Origin of the sequence: Flavobacterium cupreum, assembly GCF_003996965.1 — a bacterium.
GTDB lineage: Bacteria > Bacteroidota > Bacteroidia > Flavobacteriales > Flavobacteriaceae > Flavobacterium > Flavobacterium cupreum.
The window spans coordinates 165,480-188,104 of record NZ_QWDM01000006.1 but is presented as its reverse complement, the minus strand read 5'-3'; the positions used below and the strand labels follow the sequence as shown (position 1 = coordinate 188,104).

Annotated in this window: 21 protein-coding genes; 11 read left to right on the top strand and 10 right to left on the bottom strand. The window is 36.5% G+C overall.

Translation table 11 applies throughout. The features are described from left to right. Positions 1–7: 7 nt before the first annotated feature. From D0817_RS11040 to D0817_RS11020, 5 genes are all read left to right on the top strand, one after another. Positions 8–1,132, top strand: a complete 1,125-nt coding sequence (locus tag D0817_RS11040; protein WP_127338451.1) for a glycosyltransferase — start codon at positions 8–10, stop codon at positions 1,130–1,132. After that, positions 1,122–1,985 (top strand): class I SAM-dependent methyltransferase, encoded by an 864-nt coding sequence (locus tag D0817_RS11035; RefSeq protein WP_127338450.1) that lies wholly within the window; start codon positions 1,122–1,124, stop codon positions 1,983–1,985. Before D0817_RS11040 ends, D0817_RS11035 begins: the two co-directional genes overlap by 11 nt. Continuing rightward, the gene (locus tag D0817_RS11030; RefSeq protein ID WP_127338449.1) at positions 1,986–3,056 is read left to right on the top strand and encodes a glycosyltransferase; all 1,071 of its coding nucleotides are present in this window, start codon (positions 1,986–1,988) and stop codon (positions 3,054–3,056) included. 3 nt (positions 3,057–3,059) lie between these two features. Then, positions 3,060–4,409 carry an O-antigen ligase family protein gene (locus D0817_RS11025; protein ID WP_127338448.1) on the top strand — a complete coding sequence of 450 codons (1,350 nt, stop codon included), beginning with the start codon at positions 3,060–3,062 and terminating at the stop codon, positions 4,407–4,409. Between the two features lie 61 nt (positions 4,410–4,470). Further along, positions 4,471–5,865, top strand: a complete 1,395-nt coding sequence (locus D0817_RS11020; RefSeq protein ID WP_127338447.1) for a sugar transferase — start codon at positions 4,471–4,473, stop codon at positions 5,863–5,865. 2 nt (positions 5,866–5,867) lie between these two features. Here D0817_RS11020 and D0817_RS11015 read toward each other — a convergent pair whose 3' ends face one another. Then, positions 5,868–7,001 (bottom strand): lipoprotein N-acyltransferase Lnb domain-containing protein, encoded by a 1,134-nt coding sequence (locus D0817_RS11015; RefSeq protein ID WP_127338446.1) that lies wholly within the window; start codon positions 6,999–7,001, stop codon positions 5,868–5,870. A gap of 37 nt (positions 7,002–7,038) precedes the next feature. Further along, a complete protein-coding gene (locus D0817_RS11010) occupies positions 7,039–8,106 on the bottom strand; it encodes a putative type IX sorting system protein PorV2 (protein WP_497756095.1) in 1,068 nt (355 codons plus the stop codon). Between the two features lie 191 nt (positions 8,107–8,297). Between D0817_RS11010 and D0817_RS11005 the strand changes: the two genes are divergently transcribed. Both D0817_RS11005 and D0817_RS11000 read left to right on the top strand, forming a co-directional pair. After that, positions 8,298–9,008 carry a CDP-alcohol phosphatidyltransferase family protein gene (locus D0817_RS11005; protein ID WP_127338445.1) on the top strand — a complete coding sequence of 237 codons (711 nt, stop codon included), beginning with the start codon at positions 8,298–8,300 and terminating at the stop codon, positions 9,006–9,008. A gap of 11 nt (positions 9,009–9,019) precedes the next feature. Continuing rightward, positions 9,020–9,877, top strand: coding sequence for a glycoside hydrolase family 25 protein (locus tag D0817_RS11000; protein WP_127338444.1), 858 nt, complete (start codon positions 9,020–9,022; stop codon positions 9,875–9,877). Between the two features lie 85 nt (positions 9,878–9,962). On the opposite strand, the gene lptB is transcribed toward D0817_RS11000, so the two are convergent. The 4 genes from lptB to D0817_RS10980 all read right to left on the bottom strand — a co-directional run bounded on the left by lptB (position 9,963) and on the right by D0817_RS10980 (position 13,054). Then, positions 9,963–10,703, bottom strand: a complete 741-nt coding sequence (gene lptB / locus D0817_RS10995; protein ID WP_026982881.1) for an LPS export ABC transporter ATP-binding protein — start codon at positions 10,701–10,703, stop codon at positions 9,963–9,965. Positions 10,704–10,930: 227 nt separating this feature from the next. After that, the gene (locus D0817_RS10990; protein WP_113676464.1) at positions 10,931–11,281 is read right to left on the bottom strand and encodes a carboxymuconolactone decarboxylase family protein; all 351 of its coding nucleotides are present in this window, start codon (positions 11,279–11,281) and stop codon (positions 10,931–10,933) included. Then, entirely contained in the window at positions 11,274–12,089 is an 816-nt protein-coding gene (gene tatC / locus D0817_RS10985) for a twin-arginine translocase subunit TatC (protein WP_127338443.1), read from the bottom strand. The genes D0817_RS10990 and tatC overlap by 8 nt, the downstream gene beginning before the upstream one ends. Next, positions 12,089–13,054, bottom strand: coding sequence for a KpsF/GutQ family sugar-phosphate isomerase (locus tag D0817_RS10980; RefSeq protein WP_167470940.1), 966 nt, complete (start codon positions 13,052–13,054; stop codon positions 12,089–12,091). The genes tatC and D0817_RS10980 overlap by 1 nt, the downstream gene beginning before the upstream one ends. A gap of 86 nt (positions 13,055–13,140) precedes the next feature. On the opposite strand from D0817_RS10980, the gene recQ reads away from it, so the two are divergent. Further along, a complete protein-coding gene (gene recQ / locus D0817_RS10975) occupies positions 13,141–15,336 on the top strand; it encodes a DNA helicase RecQ (RefSeq protein ID WP_127338442.1) in 2,196 nt (731 codons plus the stop codon). Positions 15,337–15,454: 118 nt separating this feature from the next. Here the strand turns inward: recQ and D0817_RS10970 are convergent, their stop codons facing one another. Beyond that, entirely contained in the window at positions 15,455–15,694 is a 240-nt protein-coding gene (locus D0817_RS10970) for a hypothetical protein (protein ID WP_127338441.1), read from the bottom strand. 302 nt (positions 15,695–15,996) lie between these two features. On the opposite strand from D0817_RS10970, the gene D0817_RS10965 reads away from it, so the two are divergent. The 3 genes from D0817_RS10965 (at position 15,997) to D0817_RS10955 (ending at position 19,452) form a co-directional block, all read left to right on the top strand. Beyond that, positions 15,997–17,556 (top strand): NAD(P)/FAD-dependent oxidoreductase, encoded by a 1,560-nt coding sequence (locus D0817_RS10965; protein WP_127338440.1) that lies wholly within the window; start codon positions 15,997–15,999, stop codon positions 17,554–17,556. Between the two features lie 69 nt (positions 17,557–17,625). Next, a complete protein-coding gene (locus tag D0817_RS10960; protein WP_127338439.1) occupies positions 17,626–18,177 on the top strand; it encodes an SMI1/KNR4 family protein in 552 nt (183 codons plus the stop codon). A 186-nt stretch (positions 18,178–18,363) separates the two neighbouring features. Continuing rightward, entirely contained in the window at positions 18,364–19,452 is a 1,089-nt protein-coding gene (locus tag D0817_RS10955; protein WP_127338438.1) for a DUF6630 family protein, read from the top strand. Between the two features lie 212 nt (positions 19,453–19,664). Here D0817_RS10955 and D0817_RS10950 read toward each other — a convergent pair whose 3' ends face one another. From D0817_RS10950 to msrB, 3 genes are all read right to left on the bottom strand, one after another. Further along, complete coding sequence (locus tag D0817_RS10950) at positions 19,665–21,080, bottom strand: aminopeptidase P N-terminal domain-containing protein (protein ID WP_127338437.1); 1,416 nt, start codon at positions 21,078–21,080, stop codon at positions 19,665–19,667. Positions 21,081–21,276: 196 nt separating this feature from the next. Further along, positions 21,277–21,894 (bottom strand): peptide-methionine (S)-S-oxide reductase MsrA, encoded by a 618-nt coding sequence (gene msrA / locus D0817_RS10945; protein WP_127338436.1) that lies wholly within the window; start codon positions 21,892–21,894, stop codon positions 21,277–21,279. A 9-nt stretch (positions 21,895–21,903) separates the two neighbouring features. Continuing rightward, complete coding sequence (gene msrB, locus D0817_RS10940) at positions 21,904–22,467, bottom strand: peptide-methionine (R)-S-oxide reductase MsrB (protein ID WP_127338435.1); 564 nt, start codon at positions 22,465–22,467, stop codon at positions 21,904–21,906. Between the last annotated feature and the right edge of the window lie 158 nt (positions 22,468–22,625).

Genomic DNA, 22,625 nt, shown 5'->3' with positions numbered 1-22,625 from the left:
AAAACCAATGAAATTTGCTGTAATCACACATGTAAGCCATACCCAAAAGGACAACCAGTATTATGGTTATGCTCCCTACGTGAGAGAAATGAACGTTTGGCTGAAAAATATTGATGAATTGATTCTGGTCGCACCGCTAAGTCCTAAAAGTCCAACTTTAATAGATTTGCCTTATAAACATGGTAAAATCGACTTTAAAGAAGTTCCCGATTTTAGTCTTACGAGTTTTAAAGAGATCTTAAAAACCGTATTCAGATTGCCCATTATTTTCTGGAGGGTCTTTTGGGCGATGAAAAAAGCCGATCATATTCATTTGCGATGTCCCGGAAATATGGGGCTGATTGGCTGTATCGTTCAGGTTTTATTCCCACACAAAGAAAAAACAGCAAAATATGCCGGCAATTGGGATCCGCAAAGCAAACAGCCCTGGACTTACAAATTGCAAAAGTATATTGTAAGCAATGTTTTTTTGACCCGAAACATGAAGGTTTTGGTGTATGGCGACTGGAAAAATAAAACTAAAAACATAGTGCCGTTTTTTACAGCCACGTATTTAGAATCAGAGAAAACTGTGGTCCAGAAAGAACCTTTTAGTGCAGGAATAGAATTTGCTTTCGTCGGAAGTCTCGTGGAAGGTAAAAATCCTTTATATGCGATACAGCTGGTGGAGCAATTGGAGATAAAAGGATTTAATATAGTTCTAAATGTATACGGCGATGGTATTCAACGAAATAGTTTAGAAGCATACATTAAAAACAAGCAATTGGAAAATATTGTCTTTTTGCATGGAAATCAAAATCAGGATACGATAAAACAGGCCCTTCAGAAAAGCCATTTTGTGATGCTGCCCTCTAAAAGTGAAGGCTGGCCCAAAGCCATTGCCGAAGGAATGTTCTGGGGATGTTTTCCCGTTGCAACCAAAGTTTCCTGTGTTCCCTTTATGCTCGCTGATGAAGAACGCGGCCTGTTGTTGGAAATGAAAATAGAGCAGGATGTTATTAAACTCGAAAAAGCACTAAAAAACGAATCGGATTATACACTTAAAATTCAAAAAGCCCTCGTTTGGTCACGGGAATATACTTTAGAGGTTTTTGAAAAAGAAATAAATAAAATACTACATCATGAAGCATAGCTTAAAAACCAATATCTTTAAAGTTCTTTCCGTGTTGCCTGATCGTCTGGGCTATGCGGTATATCATTTTTTGCAAAATATTGGAGGTAAATTAACCCTGGAAGATAAAATCCGTTCTACAAACGATAGCTACCAAACCATAGTAAGAATTTTGCATGATAATAATGTTAGTATCGAAGGCACAAAAATCGCCGAATTAGGTTCGGGCTGGGTGCCTATTTTTCCGTATCAGTTAATTTTGGATGGAAAAGCCAGACAGGTAGATACGTACGATATAAACGAGCACTACAGCACAAAAGAAGTAGCGAAACTGAACAGCTATTATAGCTCAAAATATACGGTAGAAACGGATAGCAAAAGCAAATATCCCCTTCTTAAAAACATTTTTTATTATCCTAAAACCGATATTTGTAACGGGGATCTTAAAGATATAGATTTGATCGTGTCAAGATTTGTTCTGGAACATGTGCCTCCGGGTGAAATTGCCAGAATGCATCAGTTTATGCTGGCTAATTTAAAATCAGGCAGCCATATATTGCACCTGATTTCTCCCAGCGATCACAGGGCTTATCAGGATTCTTCGTTGTCATTGCAGGATTTCCTGAAATACAGTGAAGCAGAATGGAATCAGATACAAACTAAATTCGATTACCACAACAGATTAAGGCTCCCGCAGTATTTAGCGCTTTTTCAAAACGAGTTTGAAATAACCTTTTTTGAACACAGTACCATCAATATGGAATCTGAAAGCTTTAAGAAATTCAGCAAATTAAAAATCCATGACGATTTTAATAATTTTACGGATGAAGAATTAATGGCAGGAAATATCAATATTTTACTGAAAAAGAAATAAATGAGGATTGTTCAGATTATAGATTCACTCGAAGCTGGCGGTGCTGAACGCATGGCAGTCAACTATGCCAATATTCTGGCCGGTAAAATTGAATTCTCCGGGTTAGTGACGACCAGGAAAGAAGGGCAATTAGTAAATCTTATCAATGAAAAAGTGTCGTATCTCTTTTTAAAAAAAGAAAAGAAAATCGATTTTAAAGCTATTTTCAAATTGAGAAAATACCTGAAAAAAAACAAAATTGATATTATTCATGCCCACAGTTCTTCTTTTTTTACAGCCGTTTTGGTGAAATTTACGATGCCGGGAATCAAGATAATATGGCATGATCATTACGGAAGCCGTGCAAAGGAATCAAAAAAACAAAACCGGATTTTGATTTTTGCATCATTCTTTTTTCATTCTGTTTTTGTGGTGAACCTGCAATTGCAGGAATGGAGCAGAAAGAACATGAATTGTAAAAAGGTGATTTTTGTTCCTAATTTTCTTGTAGAGCAAAATGAAAACCCGGAAATTACACAACTGAAAGGCGAAAATGGAAAACGAATTGTTTTTTTGGCAAATTTAAAAAAGCCAAAAAATCATATTTCTATTCTTAGCGCTTTCAGTGATTTAAATTTAAAGGAATCCGGCTGGACCTTACATTTGATTGGAAAAGATTATGCTGATCCGTATTCGCAGGAATTAAAAGACTTTATAAAATCTAATGCATTAGAAAATCATATACATTTGTGCGGAGAAAAAAGTGACATCAAATATATTCTCTCGCAAGCGTCAGTGGGTGTTCTGGCTTCCACTCAGGAAGGATTTCCTGTGACATTACTGGAATATGCTGCCGCTAAACTGGCAGTAGTTTCTACCAATGTGGGATATTGCCCTGAGCTTATTCAGGATGAATTTAACGGATTGTTATTTCATCCATTAAGAGATGCTGAAATAAAGCAACAGTTGGAAAAAATAACCAAAACTGAAGCATTAAGAGAAGTTTTAGCCAGCAATCTGCATGAAATACTGGTTAAGGACTATTCACAAGAAACGATAGTTGAAAAGCTTATACAGGCTTATAAAAAATAATTCATGAAAAAAACCTCATTATCTTATGTTCATTTAATTGCATTTCATGCCTTTATAGGAGTGTTGGTTTTTATTTTGCCTTTTATTACAAAAATTTACACCCTCTCTATTTTTGTTTTTGGACTTTTCTACATTATTAAAAACAGGAACAGGAATAATGAAGTTCTCATCATGTCGGCTTATGTAGTAGGGGCAGAGGTACTTTTAAGGATGACAAACGGAGTGATTCTGAATGAATTTGGTAAATATGCCGTTATGATTTTTATGTTTACCGGCATTATTTATTCCGGTTTTTCCAGGAAAGCATTAGTATACTGGATCTTCTTTTTACTTCTTATTCCGGGAATTATAATATCGGTTTTCTCTTTAAACTTTGACACTGATATCAGGAAAGCAATTGCTTTTAATATTTCCGGACCGGTTTGTCTGGGAATTTCAGCCATTTATTGTTATCAGAGAAAAATAACTTTTGAGAGACTGAAGACAGTTATAGCTGCTTTGTGCTTTCCATTGATTTCTATTACAGTTTATCTTTTTTTGTATTCCCCAAGTGTGAGGGACGTTGTTACAAGTACAGAATCTAATTTCGCCACTTCAGGAGGGTTTGGCCCCAATCAGGTATCTACAATTTTGGGATTGGGAATTTTTGTCTTTTTTGTACAATTATTACTAAATTCAAAAAGCAAATTTCTAATCGCGTTGAATGCTGTCCTTGTGATGGTTTTTGCTTTTAGGGGAATTGTTACTTTTTCAAGAGGAGGAGTAATGACAGGTGTCGTAATGATTATCCTGCTTTTAATGATATTGTACTATCAGGGAAATGCGGTAGCTAAGTCAAAAATTGGACTGATTATGTTAATGACATTTTTGGCAGGAATCGGGGTTTGGGGTTATTCTTCATTTCAAACCAGCGGACTGATCAATAAAAGATACTCCAATCAGGATGCTTTGGGAAGGGTTAAAAAAAGTAAACTATCAGGCCGGGAAACCCTTATCGCTTCAGAACTTCAAATGTTTGTGGAAAACCCTGTTTTTGGTGTAGGTGTCGGCAGAAACAAAGAGATTAGAAAAGAAGAAACGGGAATTGAAGCGGCATCGCACAATGAAATTACAAGGATGGTAGCCGAACATGGCAGTCTGGGCTTAATTGATCTGATGATTTTATTATTTACGCCATTATTGTTATTTGTGAATAACCGTCAAAATATATTTGCCCTTTCTTTTCTGGCTTTCTGGCTGTTAACAATTAATCATGCCGCTATGAGGATGGCTGCTCCCGCATTTGTCTACGCTTTGGCACTTCTCTCTGTCCAGATTAAGATTCCTGAAAAACCTGAGAATTCAGACGATTAATTCCTTTTTTTTATAATACATTTGCTTCGAGTTAATTACCCCAAATTAAACCGTAGAATAGATGTTATTAAATAAAAAAATTCATTTCGAGATATCGGAACGCAAAGTACTGCTCCATATTTTAGATGCAGTATTTGTCTTAGGTACACTTTTTTTGCTGAGTGTAACTACTGATTTTAAATACTTTGTGTTTTCAAGTGCCAATTATTATTGGGAGATCGTATTGATCTTTTACATCTATATGTTTGGATCTATTTTCGAAATGTATAATTTACAGGTGGCCAGCAATCAGTTTCAAATCCTCAGAAGCACCATCTTTACAGTAAGCACAACAGTAATTGTTTATTTACTGACTCCTGTTTTATCCCCCGAATTGCCCAAACACAGAATCGCAATTGTGATCTTTTATTTTGCAGTTCTTTCTTCTCTGTTGATCTGGCGATACTTGTATGTATACTTTCTGGCTTCTCACCGGTTTATCCAAAATGTTGTTTTAATATGTGATCAGAATCAGGTGGAAGAATTGGTTTTGGGACTTGAAAATGTAGATCCTCATTATAAAATAGCCGGATTTGTAAATTCAGATTCCGTTTCTAATGAAAACTTAGATTTTCATTATGTCAAAGAAATCAAAAAGGAAGATTTAGAAGCCTTTGTTTCAGGTCACAGCATCTCTGAAATTGTAATTGCTTCTCAGAACACTGATGGAATCACCACAGATTTGTATCAGACCATACTGCATTTATTAGAGTCCGGAAACGTAATTAGAGAATATACGCAGGTTTACGAAAGTAAAACACAACGTATTCCGGTACACTATATCTCACGCGATTTTTATCGCTTTTTCCCTTTCAGCCGAAGTAATAATAATAAATTATACCTCTTCTTAGTTCGCTTTCTGGAACTGCTGTTTTCAGTTATCGGCTTATTGATTTGCTTTGTTTTTATTCCTTTTATTTTTCTTGGAAATAGTATTGGCAATAAGGGAAGCCTGTTTTACACCCAGGAGAGAGTAGGTAAAAACGGGATTGTTTTTAAAATTTATAAATTTAGAACAATGGTCGAAAACTCGGAATCCGGCGGAGTTGTTTTTGCCACTTCAAATGATAAACGTATTACGCCATTTGGAAAATTTATGCGTAAATCCAGAATAGACGAACTGCCCCAGTTTTTCAATGTTCTTATTGGAGATATGGCCGTGATCGGACCAAGACCTGAACGTCCTTTTTTCGTTGCCGAAATTGCCCAGAGAATGCCTTTTTATGAAACAAGACATGTTATAAAGCCGGGTCTTACAGGTTGGGCACAAGTCAATTATTCGTATGGTGAATCTATCGAAGAGAGTCTCATAAAATTGCAGTACGATTTGTATTACATCAAGCACAGAAGTATTTTTCTGGACGTCAGTATTACTTTTAAAACCATCACAACAATTGTTTTCTACCGCGGACAATAATTTTAGATGATAATCGGAATACGTTTTTTGTTTCGAATCGCAACCCTTACCAAAACAAAACCACTTGTAATTATGAGAGGCAGGACAATCAAAAAGTGTGCTTTATTGATCATGAAAATGGCATAAACAATCAGGAAAATTAAATGCAAAACAGAAAATCGGTACGTCCATCTTTTGTTTTTTGCAAGGGACAGGAAAAGTAAGATCAGCAAAAGCGGACTGAATAAAAGTGTGTTGTAATTCATCGCCAGTTCCAGGTGAAGAGAATAAAATCCGACAACAATAAAAAAGATTCCGGTTAAGGAAAGAATCAAAAGGTAAATCTTGTCGACTACTTTATTGTGTGCTATGACAACAAAAGCCAGAATAAAAAGATACGTATACACATTATTCCACCAAGAGGATGGCGTTTCTTTTTCGAAACTTAAAAGAGTTTTGCTTTTGCTTACCAGAGGCTGGTTCTGAAAAGTCGTTTTTTCTAAACTGTTTTTTAATTCAAAAGGCAGGAATATTTTGGTTCCTAACTGATCGACTTTTGTCCCGAAAATAATGCTGGTTCCCAATTTTTCATAAAAATGCCCGTCAAAATAAGGGTATAAAATAGATCTGTATGTAATGTCTGTATCTCCTTTTTTGACAAGAACATTTTGGCCCAAAGTAGCATTAATGATGTCCACTACCATCGATGTACAGTTCTTGTCGATAAATTTATAAGTATAATAACGATCTTCAGAAAACAGTGTGGCGTTTAATTTATCAAAAAGAGTTTGTTTCAATTCAGGAGAAAGAAGCAATTCCTGCTCGTAAACACTTCTTCTTTCAGAAGTATAATCACTTAGGAATTCAGGAAACGGGCGGGCACTAACAAAATATTGCAAGTCCCCTTTTGCGAATTTTGCCACGAAATTGGGAGTCCTGAAATCAAAATTGCCATAATTATAAACCACATCAATAGTATTTAGCGGATCAGTGACGCGAATAGCAGTATGTCCAAAAAAGGAATAGCTTTCGTTGCCCAGACCACAGGTAATGACGCTTATTTTTGCTTCCTTGGATAAAGGCAGGTTTTGGCTGAAACCACTGGTAAAACTTAATAATAAAGTAAAAAGTGTTATTTTGAAAATGACTTTTTTCATGATTTAAAATTTTAAGAAGTTCAATGGTTTGTAATTATTATCTAAAGATACCTAAATCTACTTTTAATGAAAAAATATTGGAGTACAAAGCAGTACTCTGATTGCCCAGATCGGTCAAAGCATAATCGACCTGAATGCCTTTGTATTTGAAACCCAAACCAATATTCGGTTGAAAATTTATTTTTTCAGTATTGTCCAATTGCGTCACATTCTGAAAATTTCCTGCTCCGGCCCTTAAAAATACCAAATCAGTATAACCAAATTCAAAACCCACTGCAGGATCTATACTCACCACTTTTGACGAAATAATATCGTTCGTCTGTTCAAAACGCATGTTCAGAGTCGTGGCAATCAAAAGGCTGTAATCATTATGAAATTCAATTTTTCTGGATACGCCCAGCTGTGCTTTTGGTAAAGTAATCTCCGTACTTTCAGGCAATTCATTATTTTCTCCCGGAATAGCATTGGATATTTTTTTATATTCCTCCTCATCAATATTCCACACATTATAAGTGGTGGTAATGTCGCGGAGCATCAAACCAAATTTCCAGTCGTTTTTTTCGAATTGTAACCCAAAATCAAAACCAAATCCCCAGGAATTGGCAAACTTTCCGATAATACGACGAATCACTTTCGCATTGACACCATATTGAAATCCTTCTACAGGTAATTTTCTGGCGTATGAAAAGGTAAAACCATAATCGGCAGTTGAAAAGAGACTAATTCGGTTGTAATCAATGTTTCCCTGACTGTCGATTAATTCGGTGGTGTCCATAATATCATCAACCCCAAAACGAATCATCGAAATCCCCCAGGCACTTCTGTCATCGATCGGACTGGCGTAGCCTATGTAGTCATACTGTGCGATGTTGGCAAAATAATTGGCATGCATCAATGAAATCTGATGATCTTCAAGGTGCGTCAGACCTGCCGGATTCCAGTAAACGGAGTTCACATCACTGGTCGAGGCTACGACAGCGCTCGACATTCCAAGGGCAGCAGCATCAACGCCAATATTCATAAACTCATTCGAATATTTTCGAACAGTCTGCGCATATTGTATGGTACAATTCCCTAATAATAAAAGCACGAAAAGTTTCTTCAACGGATATTTTTTTGTAAACCGGGGTCTGTTTTAATTTTTATCAAAAATATAATATTTTACGCATCTAAATTTATGGATTTTGATAAATATTGCGAAAGTCAGGATTTACGATAAAAAACTCCCTGAAAAAGCTGTTTTAGATTCAGTTATTGTGCTAAATTTGTTGCTCACCATTATCAAAATTTATAAAGATGAATATTAAAAAACACATTCCTAATTTAATTACATTAATCAATCTTTTTTGCGGTTGCATAGCAGTTGTTTATGTTTCTGAAGCCAATTATTTAATGGCTTTTTACATGGTTTGTTTAGGTATCTTTTTTGATTTTTTTGATGGATTTTTTGCCAGATTGTTTAAAGTTTCCAGTCCCCTTGGGCTGCAACTCGACTCTTTGGCTGATATGGTGACCAGCGGGGTAGTGCCGGGTTATGTGATGTTTAGCTTGTATGCGAACAGCGCACATGAATTGGGTACAAATCCTTTCATTCCCTTTTTAGGGTTCATCGTTACCCTGGGTTCCTGCTACAGACTGGCAAATTTTAATATCGATACGCGTCAGACTGATTCTTTTATTGGCTTGCCGACACCGGCAAATGCCCTGTTTATTTTAAGTCTGCCTTTGGTGATAGAATTTTCGGATTCTTTAATGATGCTTGAAATTTTAACCAACCAATGGGTTTTACTTCTTATTACGTTGGTTAGCGCTTATATACTAAACGCTGAAATTCCTCTGTTTTCATTAAAAATTAAGAAGTTTAATCTAAAAGACAATGTACTTCAGATCGTGTTTTTAGTAATTTGTTTGTTGTTAGTAGTATTGCTTCAATACATGGCAATTCCGTTAATTATCATTTTTTATGTAGTATTATCGGTAGTAAATAATATGTTTCTGAAAAAGTAGTTTTTTGCGGAATGAAAAGAAAACCTGTTACAAGAAAACAAAGCTATAATCGAAAAACGAGTTCACGCTCTTCGATTGGTAAATTTTTTCGATACCTGACTCTTATTGTTTTTATTGGCCTTTTTCTGGGTGGTGTTTATCATTATCGCAGAGGACTGGCGTATTATCTGGGCTTTAAAAAGGAAAAACTTTCCGAAAAGGAAATAGAAGACAAACGACTTTCGGATGTGCGAAATTTTCAGGTTCTCGCAAAACATGAAGGAAAATCAATTGGCCTGGATGTTTCCGAATATCAGGGAAAAATAAGTTGGTCTTATGTAGATACCCTCGAGCAAAAGTACCCGCTGGATTTTGTATTTATCAGGGCAACCGTGGGCAGGGACAGAAAAGATTTTCAGTTTAAGCGAAACTGGATAGGTGCCAAAGAAAATAAAATGATCCGTGGTGCTTATCACTATTATCGCCCAAACGAAAATTCTATCGAACAGGCGGATCTTTTTATCAAAACAGTAAAATTGGAAAAAGGCGATTTGCCACCGGTGCTGGATATTGAAAAATTACCCAAAAATCAATCGCTGGACAGTCTTAAGAAAGGATTGAAACGCTGGTTGCTAAAAGTAGAAAATCACTATAAAGTACGGCCAATAATCTACACAGGCGAAAGATATTATGCTGATTTCCTTAAGGATGAATTCGGAGAATATTTGTTCTGGATCGCCAATTATAATTTCTACAGAGAAAGAATCGAAGACGACTGGTTATTCTGGCAGTTTACAGAAAAAGCAACAGTGCCCGGAATTGAGCGCACAGTCGATGTGAATATTTATAACGGGGATTTACAGCAATTGCAGTTTATAACCGTTGATTGAGTTTTTAGTCGTAGTATCTAGTCGCAGTCTCAGTTCTCACACTGTGACTGAATACTGCGACTGAGACTAAATACTGTGACTTATTTTAAAATTCCAGTTTCTTCTTACGTAGTTCGAAGTTTTGCCCAAGATACACACGGCGAACCATTTCATCTTCAACCAGCTCTTCGGGAATTCCGGCTTTCAGGATACCTCCTTCAAACATTAGGTAGGTTTTATCAGTGATTGCTAAAGTTTCCTGTACGTTGTGATCGGTAATAAGAATCCCGATGTTTTTGTTTTTCAGCTGTGCTACAATTCGCTGGATATCTTCAACGGCAACCGGGTCAACTCCGGCAAAAGGCTCATCCAGTAAGATAAACTTCGGATCGGTAGCCAGTGCACGTGCGATTTCGGTACGACGGCGCTCTCCTCCTGAAAGTAAATCACCCCGGTTGGTTCGAATATGTTCCAAGCTGAATTCTTCAATTAAACTTTCCATTTTGGCAATCTGCTCTTCTTTAGAAAGTTTCGTTAATTGCAGCACACTTAGGATATTATCTTCAATGCTTAATTTTCTAAAAACAGAAGCTTCCTGTGCCAGATAACCAATGCCCTGTTGGGCACGCTTGTACATCGGATAATCAGTAATGTTTAAATCATCGAGGTAAATATTTCCCTGATTTGGTTTTACCAATCCTACAATCATGTAAAAAGAAGTTGTTTTTCCGGCACCGTTCGGACCCAGAAGACCAACGATTTCTCCCTGGTTTACTTCAACAGAAATTCCTTTTACAACACTCCGGCCTTTGTAGGTTTTGATTAAATTATCGGCTCTTAGCTTCATTTAGTTCAATTAGATAATTAGGTAATTAGAAAATGAGATAATTGAAAAACTAACTCACTATTCAATTTTATAATTTGATTTGAAAGGCAAAATAAATGTAAAATAATCAATCCGATAAATCAATTAACAAATTATTGCGTTTTCAAAATTTAGATTTTGTGATTAAGAATTAAATAATTAGAGCATTTCGGGAAACTATCTAATTATCTAATTGACACATTTTCTAATTATTTTCCAGCTTCTTCCAAAGCTTCCCAGAATTCATAGGCTCTGCGTAAATGCGGGATAACAATTGTTCCGCCAACCAAAGTTGCGATTCCCATTGCTTCCATCATTTCTTCTTTACTAACTCCTTCTTTATGGCTGGTTTCCAAATGGTATTTGACACAGTCATCACAGCGTAAAACAGCAGAGGCGACTAATCCTAAAAGTTCTTTTGTTTTTACATCAAGAGCTCCCGGCGCGTACGCATTAGTGTCAAGGTTAAAGATTCTCTTTACAATTTTATTGTTGTCAGCTAATAATTTTTCGTTCATTTTAGAACGATAGTCGTTAAATTCTTGAATGATATCAGACATTTTCTTTCATTTTATTTTTATAAACAATCCTTGAAATCAGGATACTAACCTCGTAAATAAGCAACATGGGTATCGCTACAATAGTCTGGCTCACCACATCCGGAGGGGTAACAATTGCGGCGATAATCAAAATGATGATTACGGCATATTTCCAGTATTTCCTTAAGAAAAGAGGTGTTACAAGGCCTAGTTTCGTTAAGAAATAAATAATAATCGGTAATTCAAAAAATAATCCGCTGGCCAGGACACTGGTTTTTACCATTCCCATATAAGATTCAATTGTAAATTGATTAATAACCACTTTGCTAATCGAGAACGTGGCCACAAAATTTACGGACATTGGGATTACAATGTAATAGCCAAATATGACTCCCAAAAAGAAAAGTAATGATGAAGTAAAAATAAATAGTTTGGCATTTTTTCTTTCTTTTTCATACAAAGCCGGACTAATAAATTTCCAAAGTTCCCATAAAATATAAGGGAAGCTTAAAATAAATCCCGCAAGGATACACATCCAGACAAAAATATTTACCTGTCCTTCCATTTCTGTGTTCTGAATAATAAAATTCAGTTCAGTAATGCAAATGCTGTCTGCAAATCCCAGTTGATGTGATAAGTCACAAAACCACTGATATGTAAAAAAACTGGGTTTTGTAGGAGCAAGTATTATTTCGTCAAATAAATAATCACTAAAAAAATAAGTCACAACTCCCATTAAGATTACTGCGATGGTGCTTCTGACCAAAAGCCATCTTAATTCTTCAAGATGGTCCAAAAATGACATCTCGCCAAGGTTTTTCTTTGCCATTATACGATTCCTTCTTTTAAAATGTCATGTAAATGTAATACTCCTTTGTACTCTCCGTTATCAGAAACGATTAACTGGGTAATCGAAAAATCTTCTAATATATTCAATGCATCAACAGCCATTGTTTCTGATGACACTAATTTAGGGTTTTTACTCATAATATCTTTAGCGGTTAAATCAGCGATGGTATCACGGTCGTTTAGCATTCTTCTGATATCTCCATCGGTAATAATTCCGATAATTTTATCATTATCAATAACAGCAGTAACTCCCAGTCTTTTTTCTGATATCTCAAAAATAACTTTTTTAACTGAAGTTTCAGGTGCAACCATCGGTTTTAACGAATGTTCAATCATGTCTTTTACGCGAAGCAATAGTTTTTTTCCTAAAGCTCCACCCGGATGATATACAGCAAAATCTTCGGGTTTAAAGTCACGCATCTCCATTAAACAAACGGCAAGAGCGTCGCCCATAACAAGTTGTGCGGTAGTACTGTTGGTTGGTGCAAGATTTATGGGACAGGCTTCCGTGTCAACAGTAGTGTTTAAAACATAATCCGAACCTTTGGCTAGGAAGGAAGTTATGTTACCGGTGATGGCAATTAAAGTATTTCCAAAACGTTTTAAGAGCGGAACCAAGACCTTTATTTCAGGACTGTTCCCGCTTTTGGAAATGCAAATAATAATATCTTCGTTTTGTATCATTCCCAAATCACCATGAATCGCTTCTGAAGCATGCAAAAACATAGAAGGTGTTCCGGTTGAGTTAAAAGTAGCGACCATTTTTTGCGCAATAATGGCGCTTTTTCCGATGCCGGTTACGATCAGTCGGCCTTTAGTTTCGTATATGCGTTGGGTGGCTTCGTAAAAATTTTCATCCAAAAAATCAATTAGCTTTGTAATTGCTTCACTTTCAGAGAGTATTGTTTTTTTTGCTATGGCTAATATATTTTCTTTTGTGATCAAAACAGAATATTTAAAATTTGTATGTATAAAAGAAAGTTGTATCTTTATGTGTTGCAAATTTATACAAATTACCATTAATATAAAGAATGAATTCAAACGAAATTGAAATACACAAGGAATTAAAGAAGTATTTCGGCTTTAGCCAATTTAAGGGCTTGCAGGAGCAAGTCATTACAAGTATCCTAGGTAAGACGAACACTTTTGTCATTATGCCTACAGGCGGTGGAAAGTCTCTTTGTTATCAATTACCCGCTTTAATTCAGGAAGGAACTGCTATCGTTGTTTCTCCTTTAATTGCTTTGATGAAAAATCAGGTTGATGCGATTCGAAGCCTTTCTTCAGAAAACGGAATTGCACACGTATTAAATTCATCCCTCACCAAAACAGAAATTGCACAGGTTAAAAAAGACATAACTTCCGGACTGACCAAACTTCTTTACGTGGCACCGGAATCTTTAACAAAAGAAGAATATGTCGCCTTTTTGCAAAGTGTGCCCATTTCATTTGTGGCAATTGATGAAGCACACTGTATCTCGGAATGGGGACATGATTTCAGGCCGGAATACCGAAATCTGAAAAATATAATCAAACAATTAGGGCAGGTGCCTATTATTGGTCTAACCGCCACTGCAACACCAAAAGTTCAGGAAGATATTCTTAAAAATCTGGACATGTCTGATGCAAATACCTTCAAAGCATCATTTAACAGACCCAATTTATACTACGAAGTTCGTACAAAAACTAAAAACATAGAATCGGATATTATTCGGTTCATCAAACAACACAAAGGCAAGTCAGGAATTATTTACTGCCTGAGCCGTAAAAAAGTAGAATCTATTGCCGAAGTTTTACAGGTTAACGGAATAAGTGCCGTTCCGTATCACGCAGGTTTAGATGCCAAGACCAGAGCCAAACACCAGGACATGTTCCTGATGGAAGATGTAGATGTAGTAGTGGCAACCATCGCTTTCGGAATGGGAATTGACAAGCCGGACGTTCGTTTTGTTATTCATCATGATATTCCAAAATCATTAGAAAGTTATTATCAGGAAACAGGCCGTGCAGGCCGTGACGGGGGTGAAGGGCATTGCCTGGCCTATTACTCCTATAAAGATGTAGAAAAGCTGGAGAAATTCATGTCCGGAAAACCGGTGGCAGAACAGGAAATTGGTTTTGCACTTTTACAGGAAGTGGTGGCTTACGCCGAAACCTCAATGTCTCGTAGAAAATTCCTGCTCCATTATTTTGGTGAAGAATTTGACAGCGAAACAGGCGAAGGTGCAGACATGGATGACAACGTCCGTAATCCGAAAAATAAAATCGAAGCCAAGGAACAAGTTGTTAAATTGTTGGAAATTGTTCGCGATACCAAACATATTTATAAATCAAAAGAAATTGTATTTACTTTAATCGGCCGTATAAACGCTGTCATTAAAGCACATAAAACAGATACACAATCTTTCTTCGGTAAAGGTTCTGACCATGACGAAAAATATTGGATGGCGCTATTAAGACAGGTGCTGGTAACCGGTTATTTGTCTAAAGATATTGAAACATACGGAATCATAAAAATTACAGAAGCCGGACTGGATTTTATTAAAAACCCGGTTTCCTTTATGATGTCTGAAGACCACGAATACAATGAGTCTGAAGACGAGGCAATCGTAACAGCTTCTAAATCATCCGGTACAGCCGATGAAGTCCTGATGGGAATGTTGCGTGAGCTGCGAAAAAAAGTAGCCAAAAAACTCGGGGTTCCTCCTTTTGTTGTATTTCAGGATCCTTCTCTTGAAGATATGGCCCTGAAATACCCGATTAGCCTGACTGAGTTATATAACATTCACGGTGTTGGTGAAGGAAAAGCAAAAAAATACGGTGCTGATTTTATTACCCTGATTAATCGTTATGTAGAAGATAATGATATCATTCGCCCGGATGACTTAGTCGTAAAATCTACCGGAGTAAACTCTGCCAATAAATTATACATCATTCAGAACATAGATCGAAAATTATCCCTGAAAGATATCGCTTCCGCCAAGGGACTTACAATGGATGCGCTGATTAAAGAAATGGAGCAAATTGTGTACGCCGGAACCAAACTGAATATCAAATATTGGGTTGACGATATGCTTGATGATGATCAGCAGGAAGAAATTCACGATTATTTCATGGAATCAGAATCCGATAAAATCGAAGACGCCCTGAAAGAATTCGATGGTGATTATGATATTGATGAATTACGTTTGATGCGTATTAAGTTTATCAGCGAGGTAGCGAATTAAAAATTAAATTCCAAAATTTATAAATTCCAAACTCCAAGTGCTAGCGATAGTTTGGAATTTGGATTTTTATTTTCAATGATTTCCAAACTTGGAATTTGGAGTTTAAAAAATTGGAATTTTATTCTGAGTAAACCTCTCCCCGATGCGGCTTCAAAGCATCTCTTACGGGAATCATATTTTCATCAGTCACCACCATAAAAGCAATGGCGTGCATTTCGCTGATCACTTTAAAACCCGTAATATTCAACGGAAGTTTTTCGATAGCGATATATTCTTTCAAATGAATTTCGTGATGTTCTGCTGTTTTTGCCGAAGCTGGACCCCGGAAATCCCAAATCAATTTTATTTTTCTAGACATTTTTTTAAAGGTGCAAAGGTTTTGAGGGTCAAAGGTACAAAGTCTATTTTACGGACAAGGGAAAAATCGCGGCATAATTAACCGCAAAGTGCGCTAAGATTTAATTTTACTATATGCGTAGAAAACACAAAGTTCGCAAAGCTAGATCAATACAAAGCTTTGCGAACTTTTTGTTTTTATAAAACAATACCTTTAAAAAATCTTAGCGCACTTTGCGGTTAATTATATAAAGTCAGTTCAAAATAGTATTTTTGCATGTTCTTTTCATAAATAGAAAAGCTAATAGCATAAAATAAAATACAATGCCAAGAGAACTTTTACTTCAGGTAACACCAGAAATTGCTGCAAACGAATTGCTGCTTCATGACCATTTGTCTAAACAGTTAAAAGTTTCCCCTAAAGAAATTCAACACGTTTCGATCCTGAAACGATCCATTGATGCGCGTCAAAAAGCGATAAAAATCAATCTGAAAGTACTGATATATTTAAAAGGTGAGCCTTTTCAGGAAACTAAAATAGAATTACCGACATATAAAGATGTCTCTAAAGCTCAGGAAGTAATTGTGGTTGGCGCTGGCCCCGCAGGACTTTTTGCGGCATTGCAACTCATAGAATTAGGTTTAAAACCGATTGTGCTGGAACGTGGAAAAGATGTCCGTGGACGCCGTCGTGACCTGAAAGCCATCAATGTAGATCATCTGGTTAACGAAGATTCCAATTATTGTTTTGGCGAAGGCGGAGCGGGAACTTATTCTGATGGCAAATTGTATACCCGTTCTAAAAAACGCGGCGATGTAACCCGAATTTTGGAACTTCTGGTTGCTTTTGGAGCCTCGGAGGATATTTTGGTGGAAGCACACCCGCATATCGGAACCAATAAACTGCCTAAAATCATCGAAGACATTCGAAACAAAATTATCGAATTTGGCGGTCAGGTTTTGTTTGATACCAAAGTTACCGATATTTTGGTAAAAAATAATGAAGTAGAAGGAGTGGTAACCCAAAACGGAGATACGATTCAGGCGAATAAATTAATCCTGGCAACGGGACATTCTGCGCGTGATATTTTTGAATTACTGGACAGTAAGAAAATTTTTATCGAGGCCAAACCCTTTGCATTGGGAGTTCGTGCAGAACATTCGCAGGAATTAATAGACAGTATTCAGTACAGCTGTGATTACCGCGGGGAGCATTTGCCTCCGGCGCCGTATTCTATTGTCAAGCAGGTTAACGGCCGGGGCATGTATTCGTTCTGTATGTGTCCGGGTGGTGTCATTGCGCCTTGTGCCACCAGTCCGGGTGAGGTAGTTACGAACGGCTGGTCACCATCAAAACGGGATCAGGCAACGGCAAATTCCGGAATCGTGATCGAACTGAAACTGGAAGATTTTAAACCTTTCGAAAAATTTGGCGCTTTGGCCGGAATGGAATTCCAAAAAAGCATCGAGCAAAAAGCGTGGCATTTGGCAGGACAAACCCAAAAAGTACCGGCACAAAGAATGATTGATTTTACTCAAAATAAAGTTTCGGCAGCTATTCCTAAAACTTCCTATGTTCCGGGAACAACTTCAGTGGAAATGGGTCAGGTTTTCCCCGGATTCTTATCGCAGATTTTACGCGAAGGATTTAAAGAATTCGGAAAATCAATGCGAGGTTATTTAACCAACGAAGCTATTTTGCACGCTCCGGAAAGCCGAACTTCGTCTCCGGTCAGAATTCCGAGGGATCCGTTAACTTATGAACATTTGCAAATAAAAGGCCTGTATCCGTGCGGAGAAGGAGCAGGTTACGCAGGCGGAATCATTTCAGCAGCTATTGATGGTGAAAAATGTGCTTTAATGATTGCTGAAACTTTGAAATAAAATTCATTGATTTATTTTGTAGTAAAAGTATTATTTTTTAAATTTGTAAGAAAATTAAAACTTAAAACAATGATACTGCAAGATATTGAGAAAAAATACCAGTTTGAGTATCCTATTTTGTATAAACAGTTATGTGAAGATGGAATGCTTGATTTAGGTGAATGTGGACCTAATTGGTATTCACATGTTTATCCGAAATTAAAAGAAAATCCACCACTACTTTTACATTCGTATGATTTTGAGCTGCTTAATTTGGAAAGTATTACTAGAGAAATAGAAAGGCTTACCGATCCTGATGATTACCGTCAGATTAATAAAGAATTTAAATTCGTTCCATTTGCTAAAAGTGGTGCTGGTGATCACTTTTGTTTTTTTCTAAATGAAGAAGAAAATGGAAATGTGCCCATAGTTTTGTTATGTCACGATATGAGTGAGGCAGAATATTTGGCAAAAAATCTGGGAGATTTTATTTTCAGAACATTATTGACCGATATGTCACAACAAGATATGGATGATGAGGAAGATGAAGAGGAGTTTAGGGATAATATTGAAAAGGTATTTAAATCTCATAAAAAGTATTTAACTGAGCAACAAAAGGAGGTTTTACAAGATTTATTGTAACGGGACATTATTGATTATCAAATTTTGATTAGTAAAAGTAAAGAAGATGCAAGAGGATTTCTAACCGATATTGAAATGAAAAAGCTACTTGCTGAAATTATTTTTTTCGATAAAATGGATACTACTTTTGAATATACAAATGAATAAAAATGCCTAATTTAGACTCAAAAACTTATTGTCTCTAAAATGAAGGACTTCTTTTCGAATTTATTTGGCAGAAACAACGATCCAAAATCAATTATTTCTTTTGATGTTATCGATTCAATCTATGCGTATTTGTATCATGAACAAAATAGTATAGAATTTAAAATGAAGGGAATTCACGATACTGTTTCTGTGAATTTGTATGCATTTCCAACTTCCTTAGATCATGATGAAGGCAAAGCGCAAATTGAAAAAGCAGGATTTAAAAATGCGTATGAAGTTTTAAATGAGCTTTATAAAAAGATTGACATAGGCATTCTCTCCGAAGAAATTATAGAACAGGATTTAGAATACGATTTTATTCATATTCAGTTCTATTCAGAGCCGGGTGCGGAAATGAAAAAGTATTTTAACCGTGTTTTAAATAATTTCATCATCATATTTTGCTGCACAAATAGCTTAGAGATAAACGATTTCAAAATTTTATATTCAGGCAGTCATTTTATAGATTATATAAAAGGATTGCTCGATACTGAATATCTGGATGTCAACAAGCCTAAAAACGAAACACAGGAAATTGGAATCAAAGATTTTAAAATAGTGTTGCAGGGCATCTGCCAATATATAAATATTGAAATTCCGGAAAGCATTGAGCTTCCTTCTTCAGAAAATTTAATAGAACTTGAACAGGTGACTAGTGAAACCTTTGCAGAGTTTATAAAGTTAGTTTCAAGAGGTAATATTGAAGAAAAAGAACTGAAAAAACAATCCAAAAAGCTTTTTGCAGCTTTTAAAAATGAGGCAAAAGACTATTACGAAAAAGTCGAAGGCCATTTTGATTTTTTCGAAAGTATAGATGCCTGGAACAGCGACTGGAAATTCGATCCCGAAGATGCCGAATATTTTATTTCAGAAATGATAGGAGAAGATCTTAATTTCGAATATCCTGAAGAAACCTTCAGTCATGAATTGTTTCCGTATATTCAGTCTGCTTTGGAAAAACGTAATCTGGAATTAATGACCTACGATACCCACGGAGACAATTACCTGTTTTTTGTTGCCAATAAAAGTGATGTATACAGAATTTTAGAATTAGCTGAATTGACAAAAATTGAAGTCAATCAATTGTAAATAATCATCACTGTTGTCACCCTGAGCGCAGTCGAAGGACACGCAGGAACTCCACAAAGATTATCGATTTACTTTGCGGAGTTTCTTACGCGATCCTTCGACTGCGCTCAGGAAGACATACGACGTTGAAAACTGAGACTGAGACTGAAAACGACCTAAATTTATTCAATGGGATTGAATCTCTGTAAATCCTCTAATCTGTGGCTGAAAAATTAAATTTTAGGAAATTTCATCTCATTAAAAGTACTTTTTTGCCTGGCTAAAGCTTCGATTTCGTCCCATTTTCTTGGGGAATCAACAGACAGGTTTTCGCACGAATCTTTTTTGATTAAGATATCATCTTCGATGCGAACACCAATATTCCACCATTTTTTGTCACATTTGCTGTTGGCTGAAATATAAATCCCGGGTTCAACAGTGATGATCATGTTTTCTTTTAAAAGACTTTGCGGACCTTTGAAGTTTCCTTTGTCATGAACGTCGAGGCCAAGAAAATGGGAGCATGAGTGAGGGTAATAAAGACTTACTTCTTTTAAGTCTTTGATAATTCCCAGTTTTAATAATCCGTTTGCCAGCACTTCTTTGGCTTTGTTGTTCAGTTCCAAAAGAGGAGTGCCTTCCTTACAAATAGCAAAAACGGCTTCCTGCGCATCGTAAACCAATTGGTAAATGGCTTTTTGTTCGGCTGTGAATTTTCCGTTTGCCGGAATGGTTCGGGTAACATCGGCGGAATAGCCATGATATTCGGATCCGACATCCATTAACAGCAACTGATTGTCAATTTTAGTACTGTTGTTTTCTCCGTAATGCAAAATGCAGCCGTTTGCTCCGGCACCCACGATTGGAGGATATCCTTCTCCTTCAGCACCATATTTTCTATGGATGTAGGCATGAATTCCGTCTGCTTCATTTTCGCTCATGTCAGGCCCAACCGCTTTCATTACTTCATTGTGGGCCATGCAGGAAAGCTTAACGGTTTTACGCATCAAAACTAGTTCCTCGGGCGTTTTTATTTCCCTAAGTGTACTGGTAATAGTTCGGAACAATTCTAAGGAACTTTCATCTTCTTTTGTAATTCCGGCTTTGGTTTTAAAATTCTGAAGTAAGCCGGACAAATCCGATTCACTTTTGTCACTGCCGATGTCGGTTGGAATTTTATCGTAAATTATTTTATCGAATTTTTTAAAATCAATATCGAAATCTTTAAAGGCATTTCCGTTGTAGGCTGTTGCGATTCCCAATTGGGATTTTGTACCGTCAACACCCAAACGTCTTCCTGTCCACATCTCGCGGGCTGCATTTTTTTCGCGGACGAAAAGCACTTCATTGTATGTTTCACCGCTTCCCTGTGCTTCTTTAAAAATCAATAAAACCGCATCGGGTTCTTTATAGCCCGTTAAATAATACAAATCCGGATTCTGATGAAAATTGTAATTGATATCTTTCGAAAAGACTCTTTCGGGATAAGAAAAAACAAGGGCGACCGAATTAGCCGGCATTAGTGCTCTGAAAGCTTCACGGCGTCCTTTGTGAAATTCTTTTGAAAGATAATCCGCTGGTAAATTTTCCTGGGCATGAATCTGGAAAACACTAAGTAAGAATAAGAAAGGCAGAAGGAGACGCTTCATTTTTTGATAGTTTTGATTGATGATTTTATTTTTTTAATGGATGCAAATTACAAAAAAAATGAATTAAAAAAGGGTTGCCACGAATTACACGAATTACACGAATTTTTATTTCAAAATATTGTAATTCGTGCAAATTTGTGTAATTCGTGGCAAAACATAAAAAAACCGTCCATATTGGACGGCTGATTTTTGATTCTTATTTCTTTTTCAGTTTGCTTTTAAAGACTTTTTCAAACTTTTCTATTTTGGGCTGGATCACCATTTTGCAATACGGCTGGCTTTTGTTGTTTGCATAATAATTCTGATGATAATCCTCGGCTTTATAAAACTTGCTGACCGGCTCCACTTTTGTTACAATTGGACTGTCATACACTTTAGCTTTGTTCAGTTCGGCGATAATGCTTTCAGCAGCTTTTTTCTGTTGCGGATTATGGTAGAAAATTACAGAGCGATACTGCGTTCCTACATCGGCTCCCTGCCTGTTTAAGGTTGTGGGGTCATGAACGGTAAAGAAGACTTTGAAAATTTCATTAATATCCGTTACGGTGTTGTCGTAGGTAATCTGAACCACTTCGGCATGGCCTGTCGTTCCGGTGCATACTTCCTCGTAAGTCGGGTTGGCTACTTTTCCTCCGGAGAAACCCGAAACAACGGATTTTACTCCGTTTAAATTTTCATAAACCGCTTCAACACACCAGTAACAGCCTCCGCCAAGCGTGATGGTTTCATATTTTGAAGTTTTTTTTGCTGTATTGTCCTGTGCAAAACCATTTAGCGATAGTGCAAGGATGCTTATTAAAAATATATTTTTCATTGTTTGTTATTATTTAGAGTCAGGGATAAAATCAAGTGCGATCGAGTTCATGCAATAGCGTTTTCCGGTCGGTTCCGGTCCGTCATCAAACAAATGGCCTAAATGTCCGTTGCATCTGCCGCATAAGGCTTCAATTCTTTCCATTCCCAGCGAGTTGTCTTTTTTATAAATCACGCTGTTTTTGTTTTCCTGTTCAAAAAAGCTGGGCCATCCGCAGCTGCTTGAAAATTTGGCTCCGGATCTAAAAAGAAGGTTCCCGCAGGATGCACAATAATAAGTTCCTTTTTCGTCGGTATTCCAGTACTTTCCTGTAAAAGGTCTTTCGGTATCTGCCTCGCGCATTACGGCATAAACATCTTCGGGTAATACTTTTTTCCATTCGGCATCACTTACGTTTATTTTAGTGGTGTCTGTATTAGAGTAATAAGGGTTTCCGGGTTTGCTGATTTTGTTTTCCATCATAACAGTTTTTGTGTTTTCTTTTTTCTTGTTTTGTCCGCAGGCCTGCAGAATAAAAAGCGGAAGTAAAAAGCAAAGGCTGAAAAGTTGTGTTTTTGTTTTTAAGATTTTCATGAGGCTTTATTTTTTAGTATTTCAAAGGTACGGCGAGAGTTTGTTTAGAAATGTCGTGCACTTTACAATTGAGATTTTTTTAAGTATGATTTAACGTTTTCTTATTTACGTAAAAGCACTGCATTTAGATTTTAAGGCTTGTTTTTAAAGGTTTTTAT